Origin of the sequence: Streptomyces sp. NPDC002476, assembly GCF_042889785.1 — a bacterium.
Classification (GTDB): domain Bacteria; phylum Actinomycetota; class Actinomycetes; order Streptomycetales; family Streptomycetaceae; genus Streptomyces.
Window position 1 is genome coordinate 166,463 of record NZ_JBIARH010000009.1, and the last position, 17,768, is coordinate 184,230.

Consider the following 17,768-nt stretch of genomic DNA (forward strand, 5'->3'; position numbering starts at 1 on the left):
AGGGCCTCCGCCATCATGGCCGTGCAGACCGCTGCGACCGCCCCAGCGAACACCTCTTCCGCCGATGATTCCTCCGCCGGCACCGCGCCCGCCGACCTCGATCTCGGACCCGCCGCGGCGCTCTCCTGCCGCGAATGCGGCGAGCGTTTCGCACTCGGCCCGATCTTCGCCTGCGCGTCCTGTTTCGGGCCGCTCGAAGTGGCGTACGACCTGCCGACCGGCTCCCCGGAGGAGCTGAGGAAGCGCATCGAGGCCGGACCGAACAGCATCTGGCGGTACGCGCCGCTGCTGCCGGTCCCCGCCGATGTCGCGGAGAAGCCCAACCTCAACCCCGGCTTCACCAAGCTGGTCAAGGCCGACAACCTCGCCCGCGAGCTGGGCGTCACCGGTGGCCTGTACGTCAAGGACGACTCCGGCAACCCGACGCACTCCTTCAAGGACCGCGTCGTCGCGATCGCCGTCGAGGCCGCCCGCGCCTTCGGTTTCACCACTCTCTCCTGCTCCTCCACCGGCAACCTCGCCGGTGCGGTGGGCGCCGCCGCCGCCCGCGCCGGCTTCCGCTCCTGCGTGTTCATCCCGCACGACCTGGAGCAGGGCAAGGTCGTCATGGCCGCGGTGTACGGCGGCGAGCTGGTCGGCATCGAGGGCAACTACGACGACGTCAACCGCTTCTGCTCGGAGCTCATCGGCGACCCGCTCGGGGAGGGCTGGGGCTTCGTCAATGTCAATCTGCGCCCGTACTACGGGGAGGGCTCCAAGACCCTGGCGTACGAGATCTGCGAGCAGCTCGGCTGGCGCCTGCCCGACCAGATCGTCATCCCGATCGCGTCCGGCTCGCAGCTCACGAAGATCGACAAGGGACTCCAGGAGCTGATCGGGCTGGGGCTGGTCGAGGACAGGCCGTACAAGATCTTCGGCGCCCAGGCCGAGGGGTGCTCCCCGGTCTCCACCGCGTTCAAGGCCGGACTCGACGTCGTACGGCCCCAGAAGCCCGACACCATCGCCAAGTCCCTGGCGATCGGCAACCCGGCCGACGGCCCGTACGTCCTGGACATCGCCCGGCGCACCGGCGGCGCGGTCGAGGACGTGGACGACGAGCGGATCGTCGACGCGATCGAGCTGCTGGCCCGTACCGAGGGCATCTTCGCCGAGACGGCGGGCGGGGTGACGGTCGGCGTGACGAAGAAGCTGATCGAGAACGGCGTGCTCGACCCGTCGCTGACCACCGTCGTCCTCAACACCGGTGACGGCCTCAAGACCCTGGACGCGGTGGCCGCCACCTCGCAGGCGACCGCGACGATCCGCCCGAGCCTGGACGCGTTCCGCGCCGCCGGCCTCGCCACCGCCTGATCCCCACCGCGACCGAAGAAAGGCACACCCACCATGAGCGTCAAGGTCCGCATCCCCACCATCCTCCGCACCTACACGGGCGGCCGGTCCGAGGTCCCGGCAGAGGGCGAGAACCTCTCCCAGGTCATCGAGTCCCTGGAGCGCAACCACCCGGGCATCGCCGTCCGGGTCCTGGACGACCAGGGCAAGCTGCGCCGCTTCGTGAACGTGTACGTGAACGACGACGACGTGCGCTTCGAGGACGGCCTGGGGACGGCGACCCCGGACGGCGCCGGCATCTCGATCATCCCCGCCGTGGCGGGCGGCTGCTGACGGTCCGAAGGCTCCCCGCACCGCGGTCGGCCACCGGTCGGTCGCCGTCGTCGGTCATTGGCCGGTCTCCGGCGGGGGACGGCTTCACGAGTTATCCGAATTGCCCTCTCCGGGAGAAAACGGAGGGGGCAATTCTGCATGGTTGAGCGGGGTAGAGTGGGGGAAGTCCCCCAGCTTCGCGTGCCGCCCGCCAATGAGAATGCGCCCGGTCACGATGAGAAGTGGCCAAAGTGTGCGATCTTCCTGCGTCATAAGTCACCTTTGTCCGGCCCGACTTGCCCCGGGATCTTGTGAATTCTTCAGTTCCGGGCGATCGGTGCTGCCCAGAATTCTCGTCCGATTGACCTGTTGCAGAGGGCAGTTGGGCAGATACATTCAGCCGCGGTCGACGCGTTCCGGCGCACACACCCTCTCCTGTCGGAGGGTGAGTTCTGACCCGGGTCCGCGAAGTGCGGTCCTGCGCAAGGGCCAGTAATAGGGGAGTTAGGCATGGCTCAGGGCACCGTCAAGTGGTTCAACGCGGAGAAGGGGTACGGCTTCATCGCGGTCGACGGTGGTGCGGATGTTTTCGTCCACTACAGCGCGATCCAGATGGACGGCTACCGCACCCTCGAAGAGGGTCAGCGAGTTGAGTTCGAGATCTCGCAGGGCCAGAAGGGGCCGCAGGCGGACATGGTCAAGCTCGCCGTCGGCTGAGTTCGGCGCGGTCGGCCACCAACGACACCACTCACGTACGCAGGGCCCGTACCCGGGGAGCACCCAGGGGGCGGGCCCTGCGTGCGTTCCCGGAACCTTCCGGGAGCCCGGGCGCCCGGGAACGTTCCCGGGCGCCCGGCGTGTCGGGGAACAGGCCGGGACCGCGCGCCCGTACGGGTTGCGGGGTGTCCGCCCTCCGCCTGGATCCGGCGTCCGGGGTTGTCCACATCCCGAGGGGGACGCTTGCACTCTCGGGGGTCGAGTGCTAATCATTGGCGTTAGCACTCTCCGGGTGAGAGTGACAGAACTTGGGCCGGGCCGGTGAGGTCCGCAGCTCCGGTGGGGCAAGGAACCACCGGTACGCAGGCCGTCCGTCGCGGGCGCCACTCGGTCCGGAGAAAATCCACCCCTGTCCGGGAGGACCACTTCACATGGCCAAGATCATCGCGTTCGACGAGGAGGCCCGGCGCGGTCTCGAGCGCGGCATGAACCAGCTCGCTGACGCCGTCAAGGTCACCCTTGGCCCCAAGGGTCGCAACGTCGTCCTTGAGAAGAAGTGGGGCGCCCCCACGATCACCAACGATGGTGTGTCCATCGCCAAGGAGATCGAGCTGGAGGACCCGTACGAGAAGATCGGTGCGGAGCTGGTCAAGGAGGTCGCCAAGAAGACGGACGACGTCGCCGGCGACGGTACGACCACCGCCACCGTTCTCGCCCAGGCTCTCGTCCGCGAGGGTCTGCGCAACGTCGCCGCGGGTGCCAACCCGATGGCCCTCAAGCGGGGTATCGAGAAGGCCGTCGAGGCCGTCTCCGCCGCTCTCCTGGAGCAGGCCAAGGACGTGGAGACCAAGGAGCAGATCGCTTCGACGGCCTCCATCTCCGCCGCCGACACCCAGATCGGTGAGCTCATCGCCGAGGCTATGGACAAGGTCGGCAAGGAAGGCGTCATCACCGTCGAGGAGTCCCAGACCTTCGGTCTGGAGCTGGAGCTCACCGAGGGTATGCGCTTCGACAAGGGCTACATCTCGGCGTACTTCGCCACCGACATGGAGCGTATGGAGGCGTCCCTCGACGACCCGTACATCCTCATCGTCAACTCCAAGGTCAGCAACGTGAAGGACCTCCTTCCGCTGCTGGAGAAGGTCATGCAGTCCGGCAAGCCGCTGCTGATCATCGCCGAGGACGTCGAGGGCGAGGCCCTGTCGACCCTGGTCGTCAACAAGATCCGTGGCACCTTCAAGTCCGTCGCCGTCAAGGCCCCGGGCTTCGGCGACCGCCGCAAGGCCATGCTCGGCGACATCGCCATCCTCACCGGTGGTCAGGTCATCTCCGAGGAGGTCGGTCTCAAGCTGGAGAACGCCGGTCTCGACCTGCTCGGCCGCGCCCGCAAGGTCGTCATCACCAAGGACGAGACGACGATCGTCGACGGCGCCGGTGACAGCGACCAGGTCCAGGGCCGCGTCAACCAGATCCGTGCCGAGATCGAGAACTCCGACTCGGACTACGACCGCGAGAAGCTCCAGGAGCGCCTGGCGAAGCTGGCCGGCGGCGTGGCCGTCATCAAGGCCGGTGCCGCGACCGAGGTCGAGCTGAAGGAGCGCAAGCACCGCATCGAGGACGCGGTGCGCAACGCCAAGGCCGCCGTCGAGGAGGGCATCGTCGCCGGTGGTGGCGTGGCTCTGCTCCAGGCCTCGGCCGTCTTCGAGAAGCTGGAGCTCTCGGGTGACGAGGCGACCGGCGCCAACGCCGTCAAGCTGGCCCTGGAGGCCCCGCTGAAGCAGATCGCCGTCAACGGTGGTCTCGAGGGTGGCGTCGTCGTGGAGAAGGTGCGCAACCTGGCCGTCGGCCACGGTCTGAACGCCGCGACCGGCGAGTACGTCGACATGATCGCCGAGGGCATCATCGACCCGGCGAAGGTCACGCGCTCCGCCCTGCAGAACGCCGCGTCCATCGCCGCGCTGTTCCTCACCACCGAGGCCGTCATCGCCGACAAGCCGGAGAAGGCCGCCGCGGCCGCTCCGGGCGGCATGCCGGGCGGTGACATGGACTTCTGATCCCACGGGATCGGCAAGTCCGGCACAGCTTCGCTGTAGCGCAGGCCCCCGGGACCTCCTGGTCCCGGGGGCCTGCGCCGTATCCGTGCCGTGAGGCACGACGTCCCCACGACGGCCCCGCGATGTGCCCACGACGGCCCCGCGACGTTCGCGGTCTTCGCGGGTTCGCGGCGTTCGCGACGCTACGGGAGCCGGTCGAGGAGCCAGGTGCAGAGCTCCTCGGTCACGAGGGTGTGGCCCTCGTTCCGGGAGGCCAGTCGGAATTCGTCGAGCCCGCTGTCCTCGCGCGGGAGCGCGGAGATGTCCGTGTACAGATCCTCGTCGGTGTCCAGGTCGCGGATGTCGACCGCACTGACGGACGGCACGAAGCAGTGCGAGCGGATACGGACGTCGGTCTTGAAGCCCAGGATCGGATTGAGGGCGTTGAAACCGTCGGCGAGGATGCCGAAGCCCTCCAGCGAACCACCGGGGGCGCCGTCGATGGACGGGAGCCCGGACGTGCGCACCTCGTTGGACTTCAGCGTCGTCACCCTCGGCTTCGCGACGAGTTCGCCGTCGCCCGGCGCCTGGGTGTAGAGCTCGGTACCGACGACCGACAGCCCCTTGCCCTCCAGGGCCAGTTCCCCGGCCCGGACATCGGTGCCGTTTCCGTCGGCCGTGCCGTTGGCGACCCCGATCAGCCGCGGCCTGCGCGGCCATTCGCCGACGTTCCTCATCTCGGCGAGGAACGCGGTGCGTTCGTCGCTCCGCGCCGGTACCCCGTTCCATTCCCCGATGTGCCGCCACAGCAGCTGGCGGGCGGCAGGGCTGTTGATCTGGTCGGAGAACCGGCTGTCGAGCACCCTGATGTAGTGCGCGAACGCCTGAAGCGCGACCGGGACCCAGGCACCGCGGTGCGGGCTGTCGTACGAGAAGTACAACGCGGTCCGATGGTCCACGCGCTCGTGCTCCAGCTTGGCCAGTGCGTGTCGGGTGACCAGGCCGCCCATACCGAACCCGCCGACGGCCAGCTGTGTGTCGCCCCGCCGCTCGGCGATCGCACGCATGATCGCGGCCTGCGCGGTCCGGGAATTGTCCAGAATCGACGCACTGCGTTCGTGGTATCCGAGAAGGATCACGTCGTGTCCCCGGCGGCGCAGTTCGCTGATGAGCGCGTAGTCGCCGAACTCCAGGCCCTCCCAGGAGAAGTCCAGACTGCTCGGCCCGGTGTTGAATCCGTCGGCCAGGATCACGGGCCGTACGAGATCCCGGTTCCCCTCGCCGAAGTACACCCAGGCGGTGCCGCCCGGCAGGTCCCACACGGTACTGGGCGGCAGCGGAAGGGCGCCGTGCGGCTCGGCCTCCAGACGGAGGCCGGGAGTCAGGGCGATAGGAGGCTTGCTCCGCAGCGCCGAGGCGATCTGCTCGCGGGTCGGTTCGGACACAGGTCGTTCCCCTTTGGGCCGGTTCATCACAACAGGCGTCATGGTGAACACGAGGGGTAGCGACCGGGTGGAAGAAGTGGATCAAACCACTCCCCGGTGGGAGCCGGATTCGGACATGTGGGGGCTAAGGGCTGCCCCGTAATCCGTGGCGGACCAGCGCGCGGCGTCGGATGTGGTGCATCGCAAGGCGGAGGGGCGTCCGCATACTGGATGTATGCGGACGTTCCGGCAACGCGGCGAGGTGCCGCAGCTGTCGTCGCGCGCCCGCCAGGGATTACGGGACAGCCCTTGGTGAGGCCGTGAGGTGCGCCGAGCGCTGTGGCCACACCGCCCGGCACCGCCGCTCCGAGCGGCACGGCCGCCCCGGCAGGCTCCGGGGGGCGGTGGTTCTCACCAGGCCGGGGGGCGGGACTGATCGCCTCCCTCGATCTCCTCCGGCCAGTCGACGGGACCGGCGTCCGTCCGGCTCAGGATCCCGGGGTCGGGCGCGAACTCCTCGTCGTGCGGCCCGGACCAGTAGGCCCGTCGTGTGCGCGGAAGGGGTATCTCCACCAGCTTGCCGTCATGGATCATCCACAGCCCGAAACAGTCGTCCTCCTCGTCATGGATCAGGACCTGCACCGTCTCCGGCCGGGGCCATGGCAAGGACTCCAGGTGCTTCAGGAGCCCGGTTCTGCTGCCCACCCGTACGAACTCCGCGCCCCAGCCGAAGCCCCAGTTCCCGCCCGGCCGCATCTCGTGGAAGACACCCTTCCAGGTCCGCGTGTCGTCGTACCGTGTCAGTGGCTCCATGACCTCGTCCGCGTCCTGCGCCAGCACGATGACCTCAGCGATTCTGCTCATGGCGGGATATCACCGTGGAGCGCGGGTGCACCGCAAACGATTTCCGCGCCGGTTGCGACCGAGCCCCGCCCCGGCCGCAGTGGAGCGTTCCGCTACGGCCGCAGCCTGGAAGGCCGTTCGGAGCGCGGGATCAGCGCGGCCCGGACCTCGCTCATCCGGTCGCGGACATGGGACGGGGGAACGGCTCCGAGCGGTCCGGCGGGGGCCGCCTTGCCGGCAGTGCCGCGGCAGGGGCCGCAGCGGCCCCCGATCAGGGCCTCCGCGGGGCCGGGGGCGCGGCACTCGCCGCATTCGAGGGTGCGCAGCAGTGGGCGCGGTGCCGCCGCTCCGTTCGGGGCCGCGAGGCGCGGGCGGTCGGGCGGCATCTTGTCGACCAGCCGCGTACGGATGAGGCCCGGGGCGTGGTGGACGGGGCTGGGGAGACCGTCGGTGAGGGCGTGCAGGAGTTCCGCCTCCGTGGCGCCGCGCTCGAACCACTCGGTGACCAGCGGTTCCAGCGCCGTGCAGTCCTTCTCCGCCAGGGTGAGCGAGGGGGCGGTGCGGCCGAGGGCGGCCAGCAGCACGAACACCCGGGAACGGGTGGGCCGTCGGCGCTGCTCCGGGGGAACGTCGCCGCGGGTGAACGCCGCCCACCATTCGTCGTCCCGCGCGGTACGGGAGAAGAACGTGCGGGTCACCCACAGCAACGTCCGGTCGTCGGCGAGGCATTCACTGCCGCGTCGCAGATGCCCGGCGTCCTGGAGCCTGTTGAGGGCGGTCCGCAGGGCGCACTGTCCGTAGGGCAGGACCTTGGCGAGCGTCTTCACGGAGATGTCGGCGCCCTCGGGAAGCTGGTCGAGGTAGGCGGCGATGGACGCCTCGCGCGCGGAAAGGTGTGCGAAGTCGTGTCCGGTGCGGGGGAGTTGCGAGGGCGCGGAACGCTTGCCGTAACCCGGATTGGCCATCGGGTGCGGGGGCGAGAGCGGGGTCGCGGGCGCGGGCGCCGGTTGATCCGGTCGCGCGGGCGGGGTTACGTGCGGGGCATGCGGGGCAACGTTAAGCTGATCGGCAGCCATGGATCGACTCCTAATCGATTGATGGTCAGGCCCCTGTTTGGTGTTCGTGCACCGGCAGGGGCTGCTTGCTGTTCGGCACGCTAGAGCGTCAGCACCGTGCGTCGCAAACCGATCACAAACGGTCAACGCCGGTGGCAGGGAGGGTGGGTGGGAAGAGGCCCACCACCCATTCCTCAGAAAGAGCGCTCGGACTTCGGGGCTTGAGCCCCGGGGCGGCGGGAATCCGTTTGCCGAGGTCGCCGAGGTTGTTGAGGGTGATGAGGATGGCGCCATGCGTGCGTTCGCCACCGCCGACGGGACGGAACTCGCCTACCGCGTCCGGGGCGAGGGGGAGCCGTTGCGCTGCCTTCCCGGCGGACCGATGCGCGCGTCCGACTGCTCTGGCTCCTCCGGTCTGTGCACGGCAGGCCGCGCAGGCCCCGGTGGCCGGAGTCCGCGCCCCGGCCACCGCTACCGGTTGCCGGGGCAGGCACGTTCGGGGCTCGGGGCTCGGGGCGGCAGGGAGCCGGGCTCAGGGGGCGGGGCCGGATCCTGGAGTTCGGGGGCCGATGGCCGCAGTCTGCGGTCCGGGGCTCGGGGTCCGGAGCCCGCGGTCCGGAGTCGGTGGTCCGTGATCCGAGGCCCGGCGGGAGGCCCGCCGGACCACGGACGGGCTCAGTCGCGGCTCGGGGCGATGACCGACGTGCCGTCGTGCACGGTGATCGCCAGCGCCGGACAGATGTCGGCGGCGTCCAGGACCCGCTCGTCCGGCTCGATCCCGCCGGCCTTGACCCGGGCGTGCTCGCGCCCGTCACGCATCCCGTCCAGCGCGAACACCTCGGGGACCGTTCCGGCGCACATACCCGATCCCTGGCAGAGTTCCGGATCGACGCGTACGTTCCACCTGGTGACATCGCTCATGGCGGTCACCAGCCGATCGGCATGACGCGCGGGCCGCGCACCAGCATCTCGGACTTCCAGGTCACGTCGCCCGCCAGCCGCAGCCCCGGGAAGCGGGCGATCAGGGCGCTCAGCGCCTCCTGGAGTTCCAGCCGGGCGAGCGGGGCGCCCAGGCAGTGGTGCACGCCGTGGCCGAATCCCAGGTGCTGATTGCCCTCGCGGGCGATGTCCAGCACGCCCGGGGCGGAGAACCGCAGCGCGTCGCGGTTGGCCGCGCCGACGGCGACCAGGACCGGGCTCCCGGCCCGGACGAGCGTTCCGCCGACCTCGATGTCCTCGGTGGCGTAACGGGGCTGACCGGATCCGCTGCCCAGCGGCACGAAGCGCAGCAGCTCCTCGACCGCGTTCGGGACGAGTTCGGGTTCGGCCCTGAGCCGGGCCAGCTGGTCCGGGTGATCCAGCAGCGTGAGAACGAAGTTGGGGATCTGCGACGCCGTGGTCTCGTGTCCGGCCACCAGGATGCCGACGCACAGATCGACGAGTTCGAGCTCGGAGAGCCGGTCGCGGCCGTCGCGGGCCTCGATCAGGGCCGTCATCAGGTCGTCGCGCGGTTCCGCCCGGTGCTGCGCGATCAACTCGGCCATGTACGCCCGAAGTTCCTCGCGGTTGCGGTCGAACTCCTCGGCGGTGAGCGAGCTCGTGGACAGTGCGGCATCGCTCCACACGCGGAACTTCGGGCGGTCCTCGGTGGGGACGCCCAGCATTCGGCAGATCACCGCGACCGGCAGCGGAAGCGCGAACAGATCGACCAGATCGGCAGGCTGGCCGGCCGCTTCCATCTCGTCGAGCAGTTCCGACGTCAACGCCCGTACCTGCGGGCGGAGTTTCTCCACCTGGCGCACCGTGAACGCCTTGGCGACCAGGGAACGCAGTCGGGTGTGGTCGGGCGGGTCCATGCTGAGGATGCCGCTGTCGCGCCGCCCCTCGGACTGCCGGGGCTCGTCGTGCGAGAGGGCCGCCGCCCGGCTGAAGCGCTGGTCGCCGAGGACCAGCCGGGCGTCCGCGTAACGGGTGACGAGCCAGGCCGGCTCGCCGTAGGGCATCTGGACGCGTAACAGACCCCGCTGGTCGCGTACGCGCTCGTACTCCTCGGAGAGTTCCAGCCCTGCGGCGGTGTTGAAGGGATAGGCGAGGGGGGTGACGTCTGCTGTGGTCACTGCGGCCTCCGGTGGTAAGCGGCTTTCGTTATGTAAGCAGCTGCTTACAACGGTAGGAGTGGCCGTACGGCAGGTCAACGACGCATTACGGCCGTTATCCTTACGGGCCGCTCCGAGAGGTCCGAGAGGAAGGCCGACATGGAGTCCGCCCCCGCCCTGCCGTCCCAACAGCGCCGCCGGGACGCCGTCGCCTCGCCTCGCCGGGACGCCGCCGCCACACGCCGTCGTCTGCTGGACGCGGCCCACGACCTGTTCGCGGAGCAGGGCTACGAGGCGACGACGGTGCGGAGCATCGCGGCACGGGCCGGGGTCAACCAGGCGCTGTTGTTCCGCTACTTCGGGTCCAAGCAGGGGCTGCTCACCGAGGTCCTGGCCCAGGGCGGACTGGAGCAGCTGCGCGCCACCCCGCCCGAGGAGCTGTTCGAGACCGCCCTGCGCTCGATGCTGACCCGCAGCGCGGGCGATACGGGAGACCGCACCCTGGAGGTCTACCTGCGGTCCATCGGGCGGGGCGACGAAGCGGCCGGCACCCTGCGGGACCTGGGGGAGGAGTACCAGAAGGCGCTTTCCGGGCTCTCCGGTACGGCGGACGGCGCTCTGCGTGCGGATCTGGCCATGGCGTGGCTGCTCGGAATCGGCCTGATGCGGACGGTCGTCGCCCGCGAGCCGCTGGCCGGGGCGGAGCCGGACGACGTCTGCCGGCTCGTGCTCGGTGCGCTCGGGCACCTCTGGTCGGCGCCGGAACCGGGGCGGGAGCAGGAACCGGGAGCGCGGGAGCAGCAGCGGTAGCGGGAGCGGCGGCGGGGGAGCGGGACGGGGAACAGGACGGCGAACGGGACGGGGAACGCGGCGGGCCCGGCCCCGGAGCTCAAGCCCCGGGGCCGGGCCCGGCCATGTGCGCGCGGCGACCGGCTCTCGCACGCGGGGCAACGGTGTCGTACGGCGTTACCGGTGGGCGTACGGGGTGTCCGGTGCCGTACGGGTTAACGGTGGCGGTTCTCGAAGGCGGTGAAGGCCGCCTCCTGGCGCCACTCGGTCGCCGCCTTCGGGTTGTCGGCGAGGTAGCGGGCGCAGCGCGTACCCGGGTGCCCCTCGCCCGGCCGGTCGGCCCGGCAGGCGGCGACCATGCGGTAGCCGGTGGGCGCGGAACCGGAGACCCACAGGCTGCGGCCGTCGCGGAACGTGTACTCCAGCGAGGCGCGGGCGAGGTCCTTCAGCTCGGTGTAGCGCAGACCGTACGTCCTGGCCGCGTACTCGTACTCGTGGCTGATGTCGATCCGTGAGACCCCCGGGTCGTCGGTGGACAGCACCACCGGGACGCCGTAGCGGCGGTACGCGTCGAACGGGTGGTCGTCGCCCGCGATGCCGAGGATCTGCTTGTTGCTGCTGAACGGCACCTCGACCGCGACGCCCCGTCGCGCCATCGTCCGGGCCAGCTGCCGCCAGTCGTCCTCGTGGACCAGGTCCACGCCGTGGCCGATGCGTTCGGCACCGGCGACGAGCACGGCCTCACGGATGTGGAACCGCAGATCCTCCGGCTTCACCATCCCGGGGGCCAACTCGCCCGCGTGCAGGGTCAGGTGAGCCTCCGGGTACACGCCACGCAGATACTTCAGCATCCGCATCTGAAGGCGGTAGTTCGCCAGCGAGCTGTCCCAGTCCTCCGGCTGTACGAGGTTGACCGCGACGAACCTGCGGTCGCGCTCGGCCAGCCGCATACCGACCGCCATCTGCGTGAACACCCGGGCCGGTGTACTTCCCCTGGACACCTGGGAGACCCACCGGACGGGCAGGCGGCATCCCGGTTCGGGCCGGGCGGTGCCGCAGCGCGCGGCGGCCCGGAACTCCGCGTCGGCGTCGTCGGCCTCCTTGACCGCCTCGTCCACGACCCGGTCGAGCTGCCCGTCGGCCAGCAGCTTGCGGTGGAACGACGCGAAGTCGGGGTCGTAACCCACCTTCTCGGACAGCTTCTTGGAGCTGTCCGACGCCGGGGTGACCATGGTCTCCAGATAGAACTGGTTCTGCTCGACCGCGGTGTTGGCCACGTCGACGAGGAGCTTGCCCCGGTCCCAGGTGGCCATCCCGAACTTGTCGAAGGTGGCGAAGAAGTGGTCGTGCCCGGACTGGCCGGCCGGGAAGTCCTGCATCGACCAGGCCCGTACGATCTCCCGCCGGAACGCCGCGTCGGTGCGCGCGTCGGCGGCCGGCCGGGTACCGGGACCGCACGGCGGCGCCACGGCGGTCATCGTGGCGTCGATGCACAGGCCCTTTTCGCCCGCGATCTTGATCAGGAACTCGGTCGTGGCCGCGCCCGACAAGTGATTGTGCAGATCACCCCCCTTGGGCAGCGCTTTGAAGAACTCCCTCAGCCGCTCCGGCCGGTTCCGCAGCGAGTCGAGGTGGGCGGAGGTCCGCCGCTCGGCCGGGGTCACCGCACGGGGCGAGAACTGGGCGACGGAACGCGGCGACGCGTTCTCGGCGGGGGCCGACGCGGCGGCCGGAACCGCCGGGAGCAGGGACAGCACGGTGAGTGCGCCGAGCCCGGCGGGGACAAGGGACTTGGGACGGTGAGCCGTCCGATTCGATGGGATCACCGCCGCATGATTGCGCCCGGGGGGAACGATTCTCATCGAAACGATATGTATGGCCGAAAACTCCCACCCGATCGAGTGGGCGTGCGCCGTCCTCGTCCGCTCGGGCCACAGGGTGCGGCCGGGCGGGGGGACTCTGTGAAGATGGCGGCTTCCGCGCCGGTACGGCCTCGCGCCCTGGGCCCCGGCATGACAACTCCCTGTGACACACGTGCGGTTGCAGCTTCTGCGCCTCTTCCTGGCCCGTCGCGCGTTGGACACTCTGGGTGTGCATTGTCATTACGCAGAGTGGAAAGGTATAGATCATGACGACGATGGAACGGCGCGAAGCGGCGGAGGGGAAAGTGCGGGCGGCGGAGGATGCGGTGGCGCGGTTGAAAGAAGGTTTCTCGGGGGTGGGCATCACGCTGCCGTCGTTGCGGGTCGATCCGGTGTCGTGCGCCGGGAGCGATCCCACGCCGCTGGTGGAGCTCGGCCGGTGCAACCTCGACACGGCGCTGCGGCTGAGCGTGGTGCTGGAGGCACAGGAGAGGGCCGGACATGACCGGTGAGGACGTCGAGTCGGGCGCCCAGGGTTCGGGGGGTGCGCAGGAGGCGCACGGTGCACAGGGTTTGCCGAGGGCGTCGGTCTCCCCGGGGGTGCCTGAGCCCGGGACGTTCGCGGTGGACGCGCGGGACGGGCGGGTGGGGCGTGTGATGGGGAGCGTCGGGCCGTACGTACAACTTCGGGCGCCGGGCGGCGGGGCGGAGTGGGACTGCCCGCCGCACCTCGTACGGGCGGCGCCTCCGGGGCTGGTGCTGCGGGCGCGGGTGACGGAGATCAACCGGGAGGGGCGGCTCCCGCGCTGAACGTGGGACACGCCGATGGCCCAGGCCGACACCGTGCAGCAACCGACCTGGGCCTTTGCGGGGATGCACGGTGGATGTGCGAGGTGGTGCCGATGGTTCAGGTAGTGCTGGTGGTTCGGCTGGTTTCAGTGGTGCTGGTCGTGCCAGTGGTGCCGGCGGTTTCGGTGGCTGGTGGGGCGGCGGCGAGGGCGGCCCGGAGATGGCCGCCGGACGCGGCCAGCAGGCTCTCGGCCGTGGAGCCGTCGACCTGGCCGAGGATGGCGAGGATGGCGTTCTTCACCTCGCCGTCGGTCGCGGTGAGCGCGGCCTCGATCTCGGCGTCGGACGCGCCGGTGGCGAGGGAGACGATCCGGCGGGAGCGGGCGCGCAGCTTGTCGTTGGAGGCACGGACGTCGACCATCAGGTTCCCGTATGTCTTGCCGAGCCGGATCATCGTGATCGTCGAGATCATGTTGAGGACGAGCTTCTGCGCCGTACCCGCCTTGAGCCGGGTGGAGCCGGTGATCAGTTCGGGGCCGACGACGACCTCGATGCCGTGCTCGGCCGCGGCGGCCAGCGCCGAGTCCGCGTTGCAGGACAGGCCGATGGTCAGCGCGCCCTTGGCGCGAGCGTGCTCGACGGCGCCGATCGCGTACGGCGTGCGGCCGGAGGCGGAGATGCCGACCACCGTGTCGTCGGTGGTGAGCCCCAGGGCCTCCAGATCGGCGGCGGCCAGCTCCTTGCTGTCCTCGGCGCCCTCGACGGCCTTGACCATGGCGGAGGGGCCGCCCGCGATCAGGCCGACGACCTGGGACGGGTCGGTGTTGAAGGTGGGCGGGCACTCGCTGGCGTCCAGCACGCCGAGCCGGCCCGCGGTGCCCGCGCCCGCGTAGATCAGCCGGCCGCCCCGGGCCATGCGCTCCGCCGTGCCGTCGATCGCCGCGGCGATCTCGGGCAGCCGGGCGCCGACGGCGGCCGGGACCGACCGGTCCTCGCCGTTCATGATCCGGGCGATTTCGAGCGTGCCCAGCCGGTCGATCTCGGCCAGCTCGGGGCGGAACGCCTCGGTGGTGAGCGTGTCGAGCTGGGCACGGAGTTCTCCGTACCCGGCGGGGGAGGTGGCTGCGGCGCCCGTACGGTCGGCGTCGGTCGTGGAGGTCATGGAGGAAGGCTCTGCTTTCTCTTTCGCGGTCTCGTACGGCTTCGCGGGTGCGGGTGCGGGGCCTGGGACGGGTGGTCGCGCTACGGACGTGCTGCGAGGCGCCCGGGCCGGCGTGGGCGTCAGCGCGGGCGTGGGGTGTGGCGGTGGGCCAGCGCCTCGTAGGAGGCGGCGAGGGCGGGGGCGGCCGTTTCGTAGGTGCGCTGCGCGACTCCCACGAACAGGCAGTCGACGACGAGCAGTTGACTCGTACGGCTCGACATCGCGGCGGGTCTCAGCTCGGTCTCGCGGGCGGTGGACGTGGTCAGCACGTGATCGGCGTACTGCGTCACCGGACCGTCGGGGCGGCCGGTGATCGCGATCGTCGTCGCGCCGTGGTCGAAGGCGACCCGCAGCGGCTCGATGACATCGACGGTGGAACCGGAGTGCGTGATCGCTATGGCGACATCGCCGGAACGCAGCTGCACGGCGTTGGTCACCGCGAGGTGCGGGTCCGTGTGGGAGTGCGCGATCAGGCCGATACGGGCCAGCTTCTGCGCCAGGTCCTGGCCGACGAGGGAGGAGGCGCCCACACCGTAGATGTCGATGCGGCGCGCGGCGGAGGCGGCGGCCACGGCGGCACCGAGCTGGACCGTGTCGAGCCCGGCGGCCGTGTCGGCGAGGGTCTGCTGCTCGTCGTAGGCCAGCTTCGCGACCACGTCGGCGATGGGGTCGTCGACCGCTATGTCGGCGGTGACGGACGGCGCCCGGCCCGACTGCTGGTGCGCCGCGAGGCCGGCGAGGGCGAGGCGCAGATCGCGGTAGCCGGGGTAGCCGAGGAGGCGGGCCGTACGGACCACCGTCGCCTCGCTGGTGCCGGTGAGCTCGGCGAGGCCGGTGACCGTCAGGGCGGCGCAACCGGCGGGATCACCCGCGACGGCCTCGGCGACACGCTGCATGGAGCGGGTCATCGACGGCGCGAGCGTACGCACCTTGGCCGCGAGGGCCGCCGGGGCGGGCGGGGAGTCAGCGCTGAAACTTTCCTTCAGGTCGTTGGTCACATTTGAAAGATATTTTCAACCCGAGGGCCCGTCAACCCCCTCTTCGGCGGTCCCGTGCCCGGGAGTCGGTTTTCGGCCTCTTGCCCGGAAGCCGGTCACCGGATCCGTGCCCGGCGCCGAGAGGGAAGCCCGCTCGCGAGCCGGTGGCCTCGCGGGCCGGGTGACAATGGGCGTATGGAGATGAATCCCTTGGAACAGGCGTTGCATACGGCCCGCGCACTGGTGATGGCCGATCTCGCCGCGGGCGGCGTCGCCGAGGCCGGGATCGTCTCGCTGGTCGAGGACGCGGTGACGCATCGCCGCTGGTGGGTCGAGCAGTGGCCCGAGGGTGTCGCGTTCGTCGTCGGTCTGGTCGCTCAGGACGTGCAGGACGCGCTGCTCGAACGGTACGGGCGCTGGCCGCTCTGCCCGGTCTGCGACGCGGGCGATCCGCATGCCCTGGACGTCGAGCCGGAGCTGGGCCCGGACCCGCACTGGGTGTGCACGAAGGCGGCCGTCGCCGTGGCGCCGGTCGGTTCGCTGGGCGGGATAGCACGCCGGTGACGGTCTACATCGACCCGCCGCAGTGGCCGGGGCACGGGCGGCTCTGGTCGCACCTGGTCAGTGACGTGTCCTTCGAGGAACTGCACGCCTTCGCGGAGTCCATCGGCTGCCCGGGGCGCGCGTTCGACCGGGACCACTACGACGTACCGGAGTCGCGTTACGAGGACGCGGTGCGTGCCGGGGCGAAGGAGATCGGCTCGAAGGAACTCGTCCGGCGGCTCACGGCCGCCGGGCTGCGACGGCCCAAGGGGCGCCCGGCCCCGGTCCCGGCCCGCTGACGGGGGCGTACCCGTAGGACGGGGCCGCTGAGGGGGGCGGGCCCGCCGGGCCGTGCCCGCCCCAGGGCATTCAGGGCGCTCAGGCTTCGGTGGTGCCCGTCTCCGCGCCCACCTCCGAAGCCGGAGGCGTGGACGTGGCCGGAGCCGTGGACGTCGTCGGTGCCGACGCCTTCGCGGCGGGTGAGCCGGTCACCCGCAGGGACCTGCCCCCACGACCGTGCAGCCTCAGCGAGAACACCACGGCCACCAGCGCCAGCACGGTCATGGCCGCTCCCGCCCACGCGGTCGCCGCGAAACCGAGGTCGGCGTCGATCACGGCACCACCCAGCCAGGGGCCGCCCGTGTTGCCCAGGTTGAAAGCGGCGGTCGTGGTCGCACCGGCCAGGGTCGGCGCGGCGCCCGCGACGTTGAACATCCGGGCGTTGAGCGCCGGGGCCGTGTAGAACGCGGACACGCCCAGGAGGAACGAGAGCCCGATCGCGGCCACCTGGTACGACGCGAACAGCGCCAGGGCGACCAGGAACACCGTCGAGGCCGCGATGCCGCTCATCAGCACCCCGAAAAGATGCGCGTCCGCGACCCGGCCGCCGATCGTCGTACCGACCAGCGCACCGATCCCGAACAGCGCGAGCACCGTCGGCACCCACCCGGAGTCCAGCCCGGCCACATCCGTGAGCAGCGGGGCCAGGTAGCTGAACGCGCAGAAGACACCGCCCGCGGCGAGGGCCGTGACCACGATCGACAGCCACACCTGACGGTCCCGGTAGATGGCCATCTCCTGCCTGAGCCGCGGCTTGCGCTCCGGCAGCGGAATGCGCGGGATCAGCGTCACCACGCCGACCAGTGCCACGGCGGACGCCGCGCCCACGGCCCAGAACGCCGAACGCCAGCCGAGGTTCTCGCCGAGCAGGGCCCCCAGGGGCACGCCCAGCACGTTGGCGATCGACAGGCCGCCGATCATCACGGCCATCGCGCGGGCCCGGGTGTTCATCGGCACCATCGCGATGGCGACCGCCGCCCCCACCGCCCAGAACCCGGCGCAGGCGAAGGCGCTCACGATCCGCGACGCGAACAGCACCTCGTACGTCGGCGCCAGCGCGCCCACGACCTGTCCGAGGCCGAAGACGGAGATGAGGGAGATGAGTGTGGTGCGGCGCGGCAGTCGCAGGGTGGCCACGGCGAGCAGCGGGGCGCCGATCACCATGCCGATCGCGAAGGCGGATATGAGGAGTCCGGCACGGGGGATGGACACGTTCATGTCGTCGGCGATCGGCGGCAGCAGACCAGAGAGCATGAACTCGCTGGTGCCCAGGGCGAAGACGGAGAGACCGAGGATGTAGACGGCCAGGGGCATACGGGACGGGCGGGAGGCGGAGTCGGGCATGACTGCTGACAACCGTCCTCGCCGTCGCATCATTCCCTCCGGCGGCGCTTTTACGCGGGTGTCACACACCCGCCATGTACGGTGCGCCGGCCGTGCCCCCGCCCGTCATCCGGTG

The 17,768-nt window shown here is 70.7% G+C and carries 18 protein-coding genes; 9 read left to right on the forward strand and 9 right to left on the reverse strand.

Features of this window, described 5'->3' with window-relative positions:
- The first annotated feature begins 15 nt into the window (after positions 1–15).
- The 4 genes from thrC to groL all read left to right on the forward strand — a co-directional run bounded on the left by thrC (position 16) and on the right by groL (position 4,412).
- Positions 16–1,350, forward strand: coding sequence for a threonine synthase (gene thrC / locus ACFYXM_RS14060; protein WP_389289248.1), 1,335 nt, complete (start codon positions 16–18; stop codon positions 1,348–1,350).
- Positions 1,351–1,383: 33 nt separating this feature from the next.
- A complete protein-coding gene (locus ACFYXM_RS14065) occupies positions 1,384–1,662 on the forward strand; it encodes a MoaD/ThiS family protein (RefSeq protein WP_389289249.1) in 279 nt (92 codons plus the stop codon).
- 489 nt (positions 1,663–2,151) lie between these two features.
- On the forward strand, positions 2,152–2,358 hold the full coding sequence (locus ACFYXM_RS14070) for a cold-shock protein (RefSeq protein ID WP_003967346.1): 207 nt from the start codon (positions 2,152–2,154) through the stop codon (positions 2,356–2,358).
- A 431-nt stretch (positions 2,359–2,789) separates the two neighbouring features.
- Positions 2,790–4,412, forward strand: coding sequence for a chaperonin GroEL (gene groL / locus ACFYXM_RS14075; protein ID WP_360111293.1), 1,623 nt, complete (start codon positions 2,790–2,792; stop codon positions 4,410–4,412).
- Between the two features lie 182 nt (positions 4,413–4,594).
- On the opposite strand, the gene ACFYXM_RS14080 is transcribed toward groL, so the two are convergent.
- The 5 genes from ACFYXM_RS14080 to ACFYXM_RS14100 all read right to left on the reverse strand — a co-directional run bounded on the left by ACFYXM_RS14080 (position 4,595) and on the right by ACFYXM_RS14100 (position 9,830).
- Entirely contained in the window at positions 4,595–5,836 is a 1,242-nt protein-coding gene (locus ACFYXM_RS14080; RefSeq protein ID WP_389289250.1) for an esterase/lipase family protein, read from the reverse strand.
- Between the two features lie 390 nt (positions 5,837–6,226).
- Positions 6,227–6,679 carry a hypothetical protein gene (locus ACFYXM_RS14085; protein ID WP_389289251.1) on the reverse strand — a complete coding sequence of 151 codons (453 nt, stop codon included), beginning with the start codon at positions 6,677–6,679 and terminating at the stop codon, positions 6,227–6,229.
- A 92-nt stretch (positions 6,680–6,771) separates the two neighbouring features.
- Positions 6,772–7,623 carry a hypothetical protein gene (locus tag ACFYXM_RS14090; RefSeq protein WP_389289252.1) on the reverse strand — a complete coding sequence of 284 codons (852 nt, stop codon included), beginning with the start codon at positions 7,621–7,623 and terminating at the stop codon, positions 6,772–6,774.
- 765 nt (positions 7,624–8,388) lie between these two features.
- On the reverse strand, positions 8,389–8,634 hold the full coding sequence (locus ACFYXM_RS14095; protein WP_389289253.1) for a ferredoxin: 246 nt from the start codon (positions 8,632–8,634) through the stop codon (positions 8,389–8,391).
- A 5-nt stretch (positions 8,635–8,639) separates the two neighbouring features.
- Complete coding sequence (locus tag ACFYXM_RS14100; protein ID WP_389289254.1) at positions 8,640–9,830, reverse strand: cytochrome P450; 1,191 nt, start codon at positions 9,828–9,830, stop codon at positions 8,640–8,642.
- Between the two features lie 138 nt (positions 9,831–9,968).
- On the opposite strand from ACFYXM_RS14100, the gene ACFYXM_RS14105 reads away from it, so the two are divergent.
- Positions 9,969–10,619: a TetR family transcriptional regulator gene (locus tag ACFYXM_RS14105; RefSeq protein WP_389289255.1), complete on the forward strand. Its 651-nt coding sequence runs from the start codon at positions 9,969–9,971 to the stop codon at positions 10,617–10,619.
- A gap of 194 nt (positions 10,620–10,813) precedes the next feature.
- On the opposite strand, the gene ACFYXM_RS14110 is transcribed toward ACFYXM_RS14105, so the two are convergent.
- Entirely contained in the window at positions 10,814–12,424 is a 1,611-nt protein-coding gene (locus tag ACFYXM_RS14110; protein ID WP_389289256.1) for an adenosine deaminase, read from the reverse strand.
- 302 nt (positions 12,425–12,726) lie between these two features.
- On the opposite strand from ACFYXM_RS14110, the gene ACFYXM_RS14115 reads away from it, so the two are divergent.
- Together ACFYXM_RS14115 and ACFYXM_RS14120 are read left to right on the forward strand one after the other, a co-directional pair.
- Positions 12,727–12,972 (forward strand): hypothetical protein, encoded by a 246-nt coding sequence (locus ACFYXM_RS14115; RefSeq protein ID WP_389289257.1) that lies wholly within the window; start codon positions 12,727–12,729, stop codon positions 12,970–12,972.
- Positions 12,962–13,270 carry a hypothetical protein gene (locus ACFYXM_RS14120; RefSeq protein ID WP_389289315.1) on the forward strand — a complete coding sequence of 103 codons (309 nt, stop codon included), beginning with the start codon at positions 12,962–12,964 and terminating at the stop codon, positions 13,268–13,270. The genes ACFYXM_RS14115 and ACFYXM_RS14120 overlap by 11 nt, the downstream gene beginning before the upstream one ends.
- 97 nt (positions 13,271–13,367) lie before the next feature.
- On the opposite strand, the gene murQ is transcribed toward ACFYXM_RS14120, so the two are convergent.
- Positions 13,368–14,411, reverse strand: coding sequence for an N-acetylmuramic acid 6-phosphate etherase (gene murQ / locus ACFYXM_RS14125; RefSeq protein WP_389289258.1), 1,044 nt, complete (start codon positions 14,409–14,411; stop codon positions 13,368–13,370).
- A gap of 119 nt (positions 14,412–14,530) precedes the next feature.
- Positions 14,531–15,448, reverse strand: coding sequence for a MurR/RpiR family transcriptional regulator (locus ACFYXM_RS14130; RefSeq protein ID WP_362032131.1), 918 nt, complete (start codon positions 15,446–15,448; stop codon positions 14,531–14,533).
- A 174-nt stretch (positions 15,449–15,622) separates the two neighbouring features.
- Between ACFYXM_RS14130 and ACFYXM_RS14135 the strand changes: the two genes are divergently transcribed.
- Both ACFYXM_RS14135 and ACFYXM_RS14140 read left to right on the forward strand, forming a co-directional pair.
- The gene (locus tag ACFYXM_RS14135; protein ID WP_073789203.1) at positions 15,623–15,991 is read left to right on the forward strand and encodes a hypothetical protein; all 369 of its coding nucleotides are present in this window, start codon (positions 15,623–15,625) and stop codon (positions 15,989–15,991) included.
- Positions 15,988–16,269 carry a DUF4031 domain-containing protein gene (locus ACFYXM_RS14140; RefSeq protein ID WP_389289259.1) on the forward strand — a complete coding sequence of 94 codons (282 nt, stop codon included), beginning with the start codon at positions 15,988–15,990 and terminating at the stop codon, positions 16,267–16,269. Before ACFYXM_RS14135 ends, ACFYXM_RS14140 begins: the two co-directional genes overlap by 4 nt.
- Before the next feature lie 79 nt (positions 16,270–16,348).
- On the opposite strand, the gene ACFYXM_RS14145 is transcribed toward ACFYXM_RS14140, so the two are convergent.
- The gene (locus ACFYXM_RS14145; protein ID WP_389289314.1) at positions 16,349–17,623 is read right to left on the reverse strand and encodes a Cmx/CmrA family chloramphenicol efflux MFS transporter; all 1,275 of its coding nucleotides are present in this window, start codon (positions 17,621–17,623) and stop codon (positions 16,349–16,351) included.
- Positions 17,624–17,768: the final 145 nt, after the last annotated feature.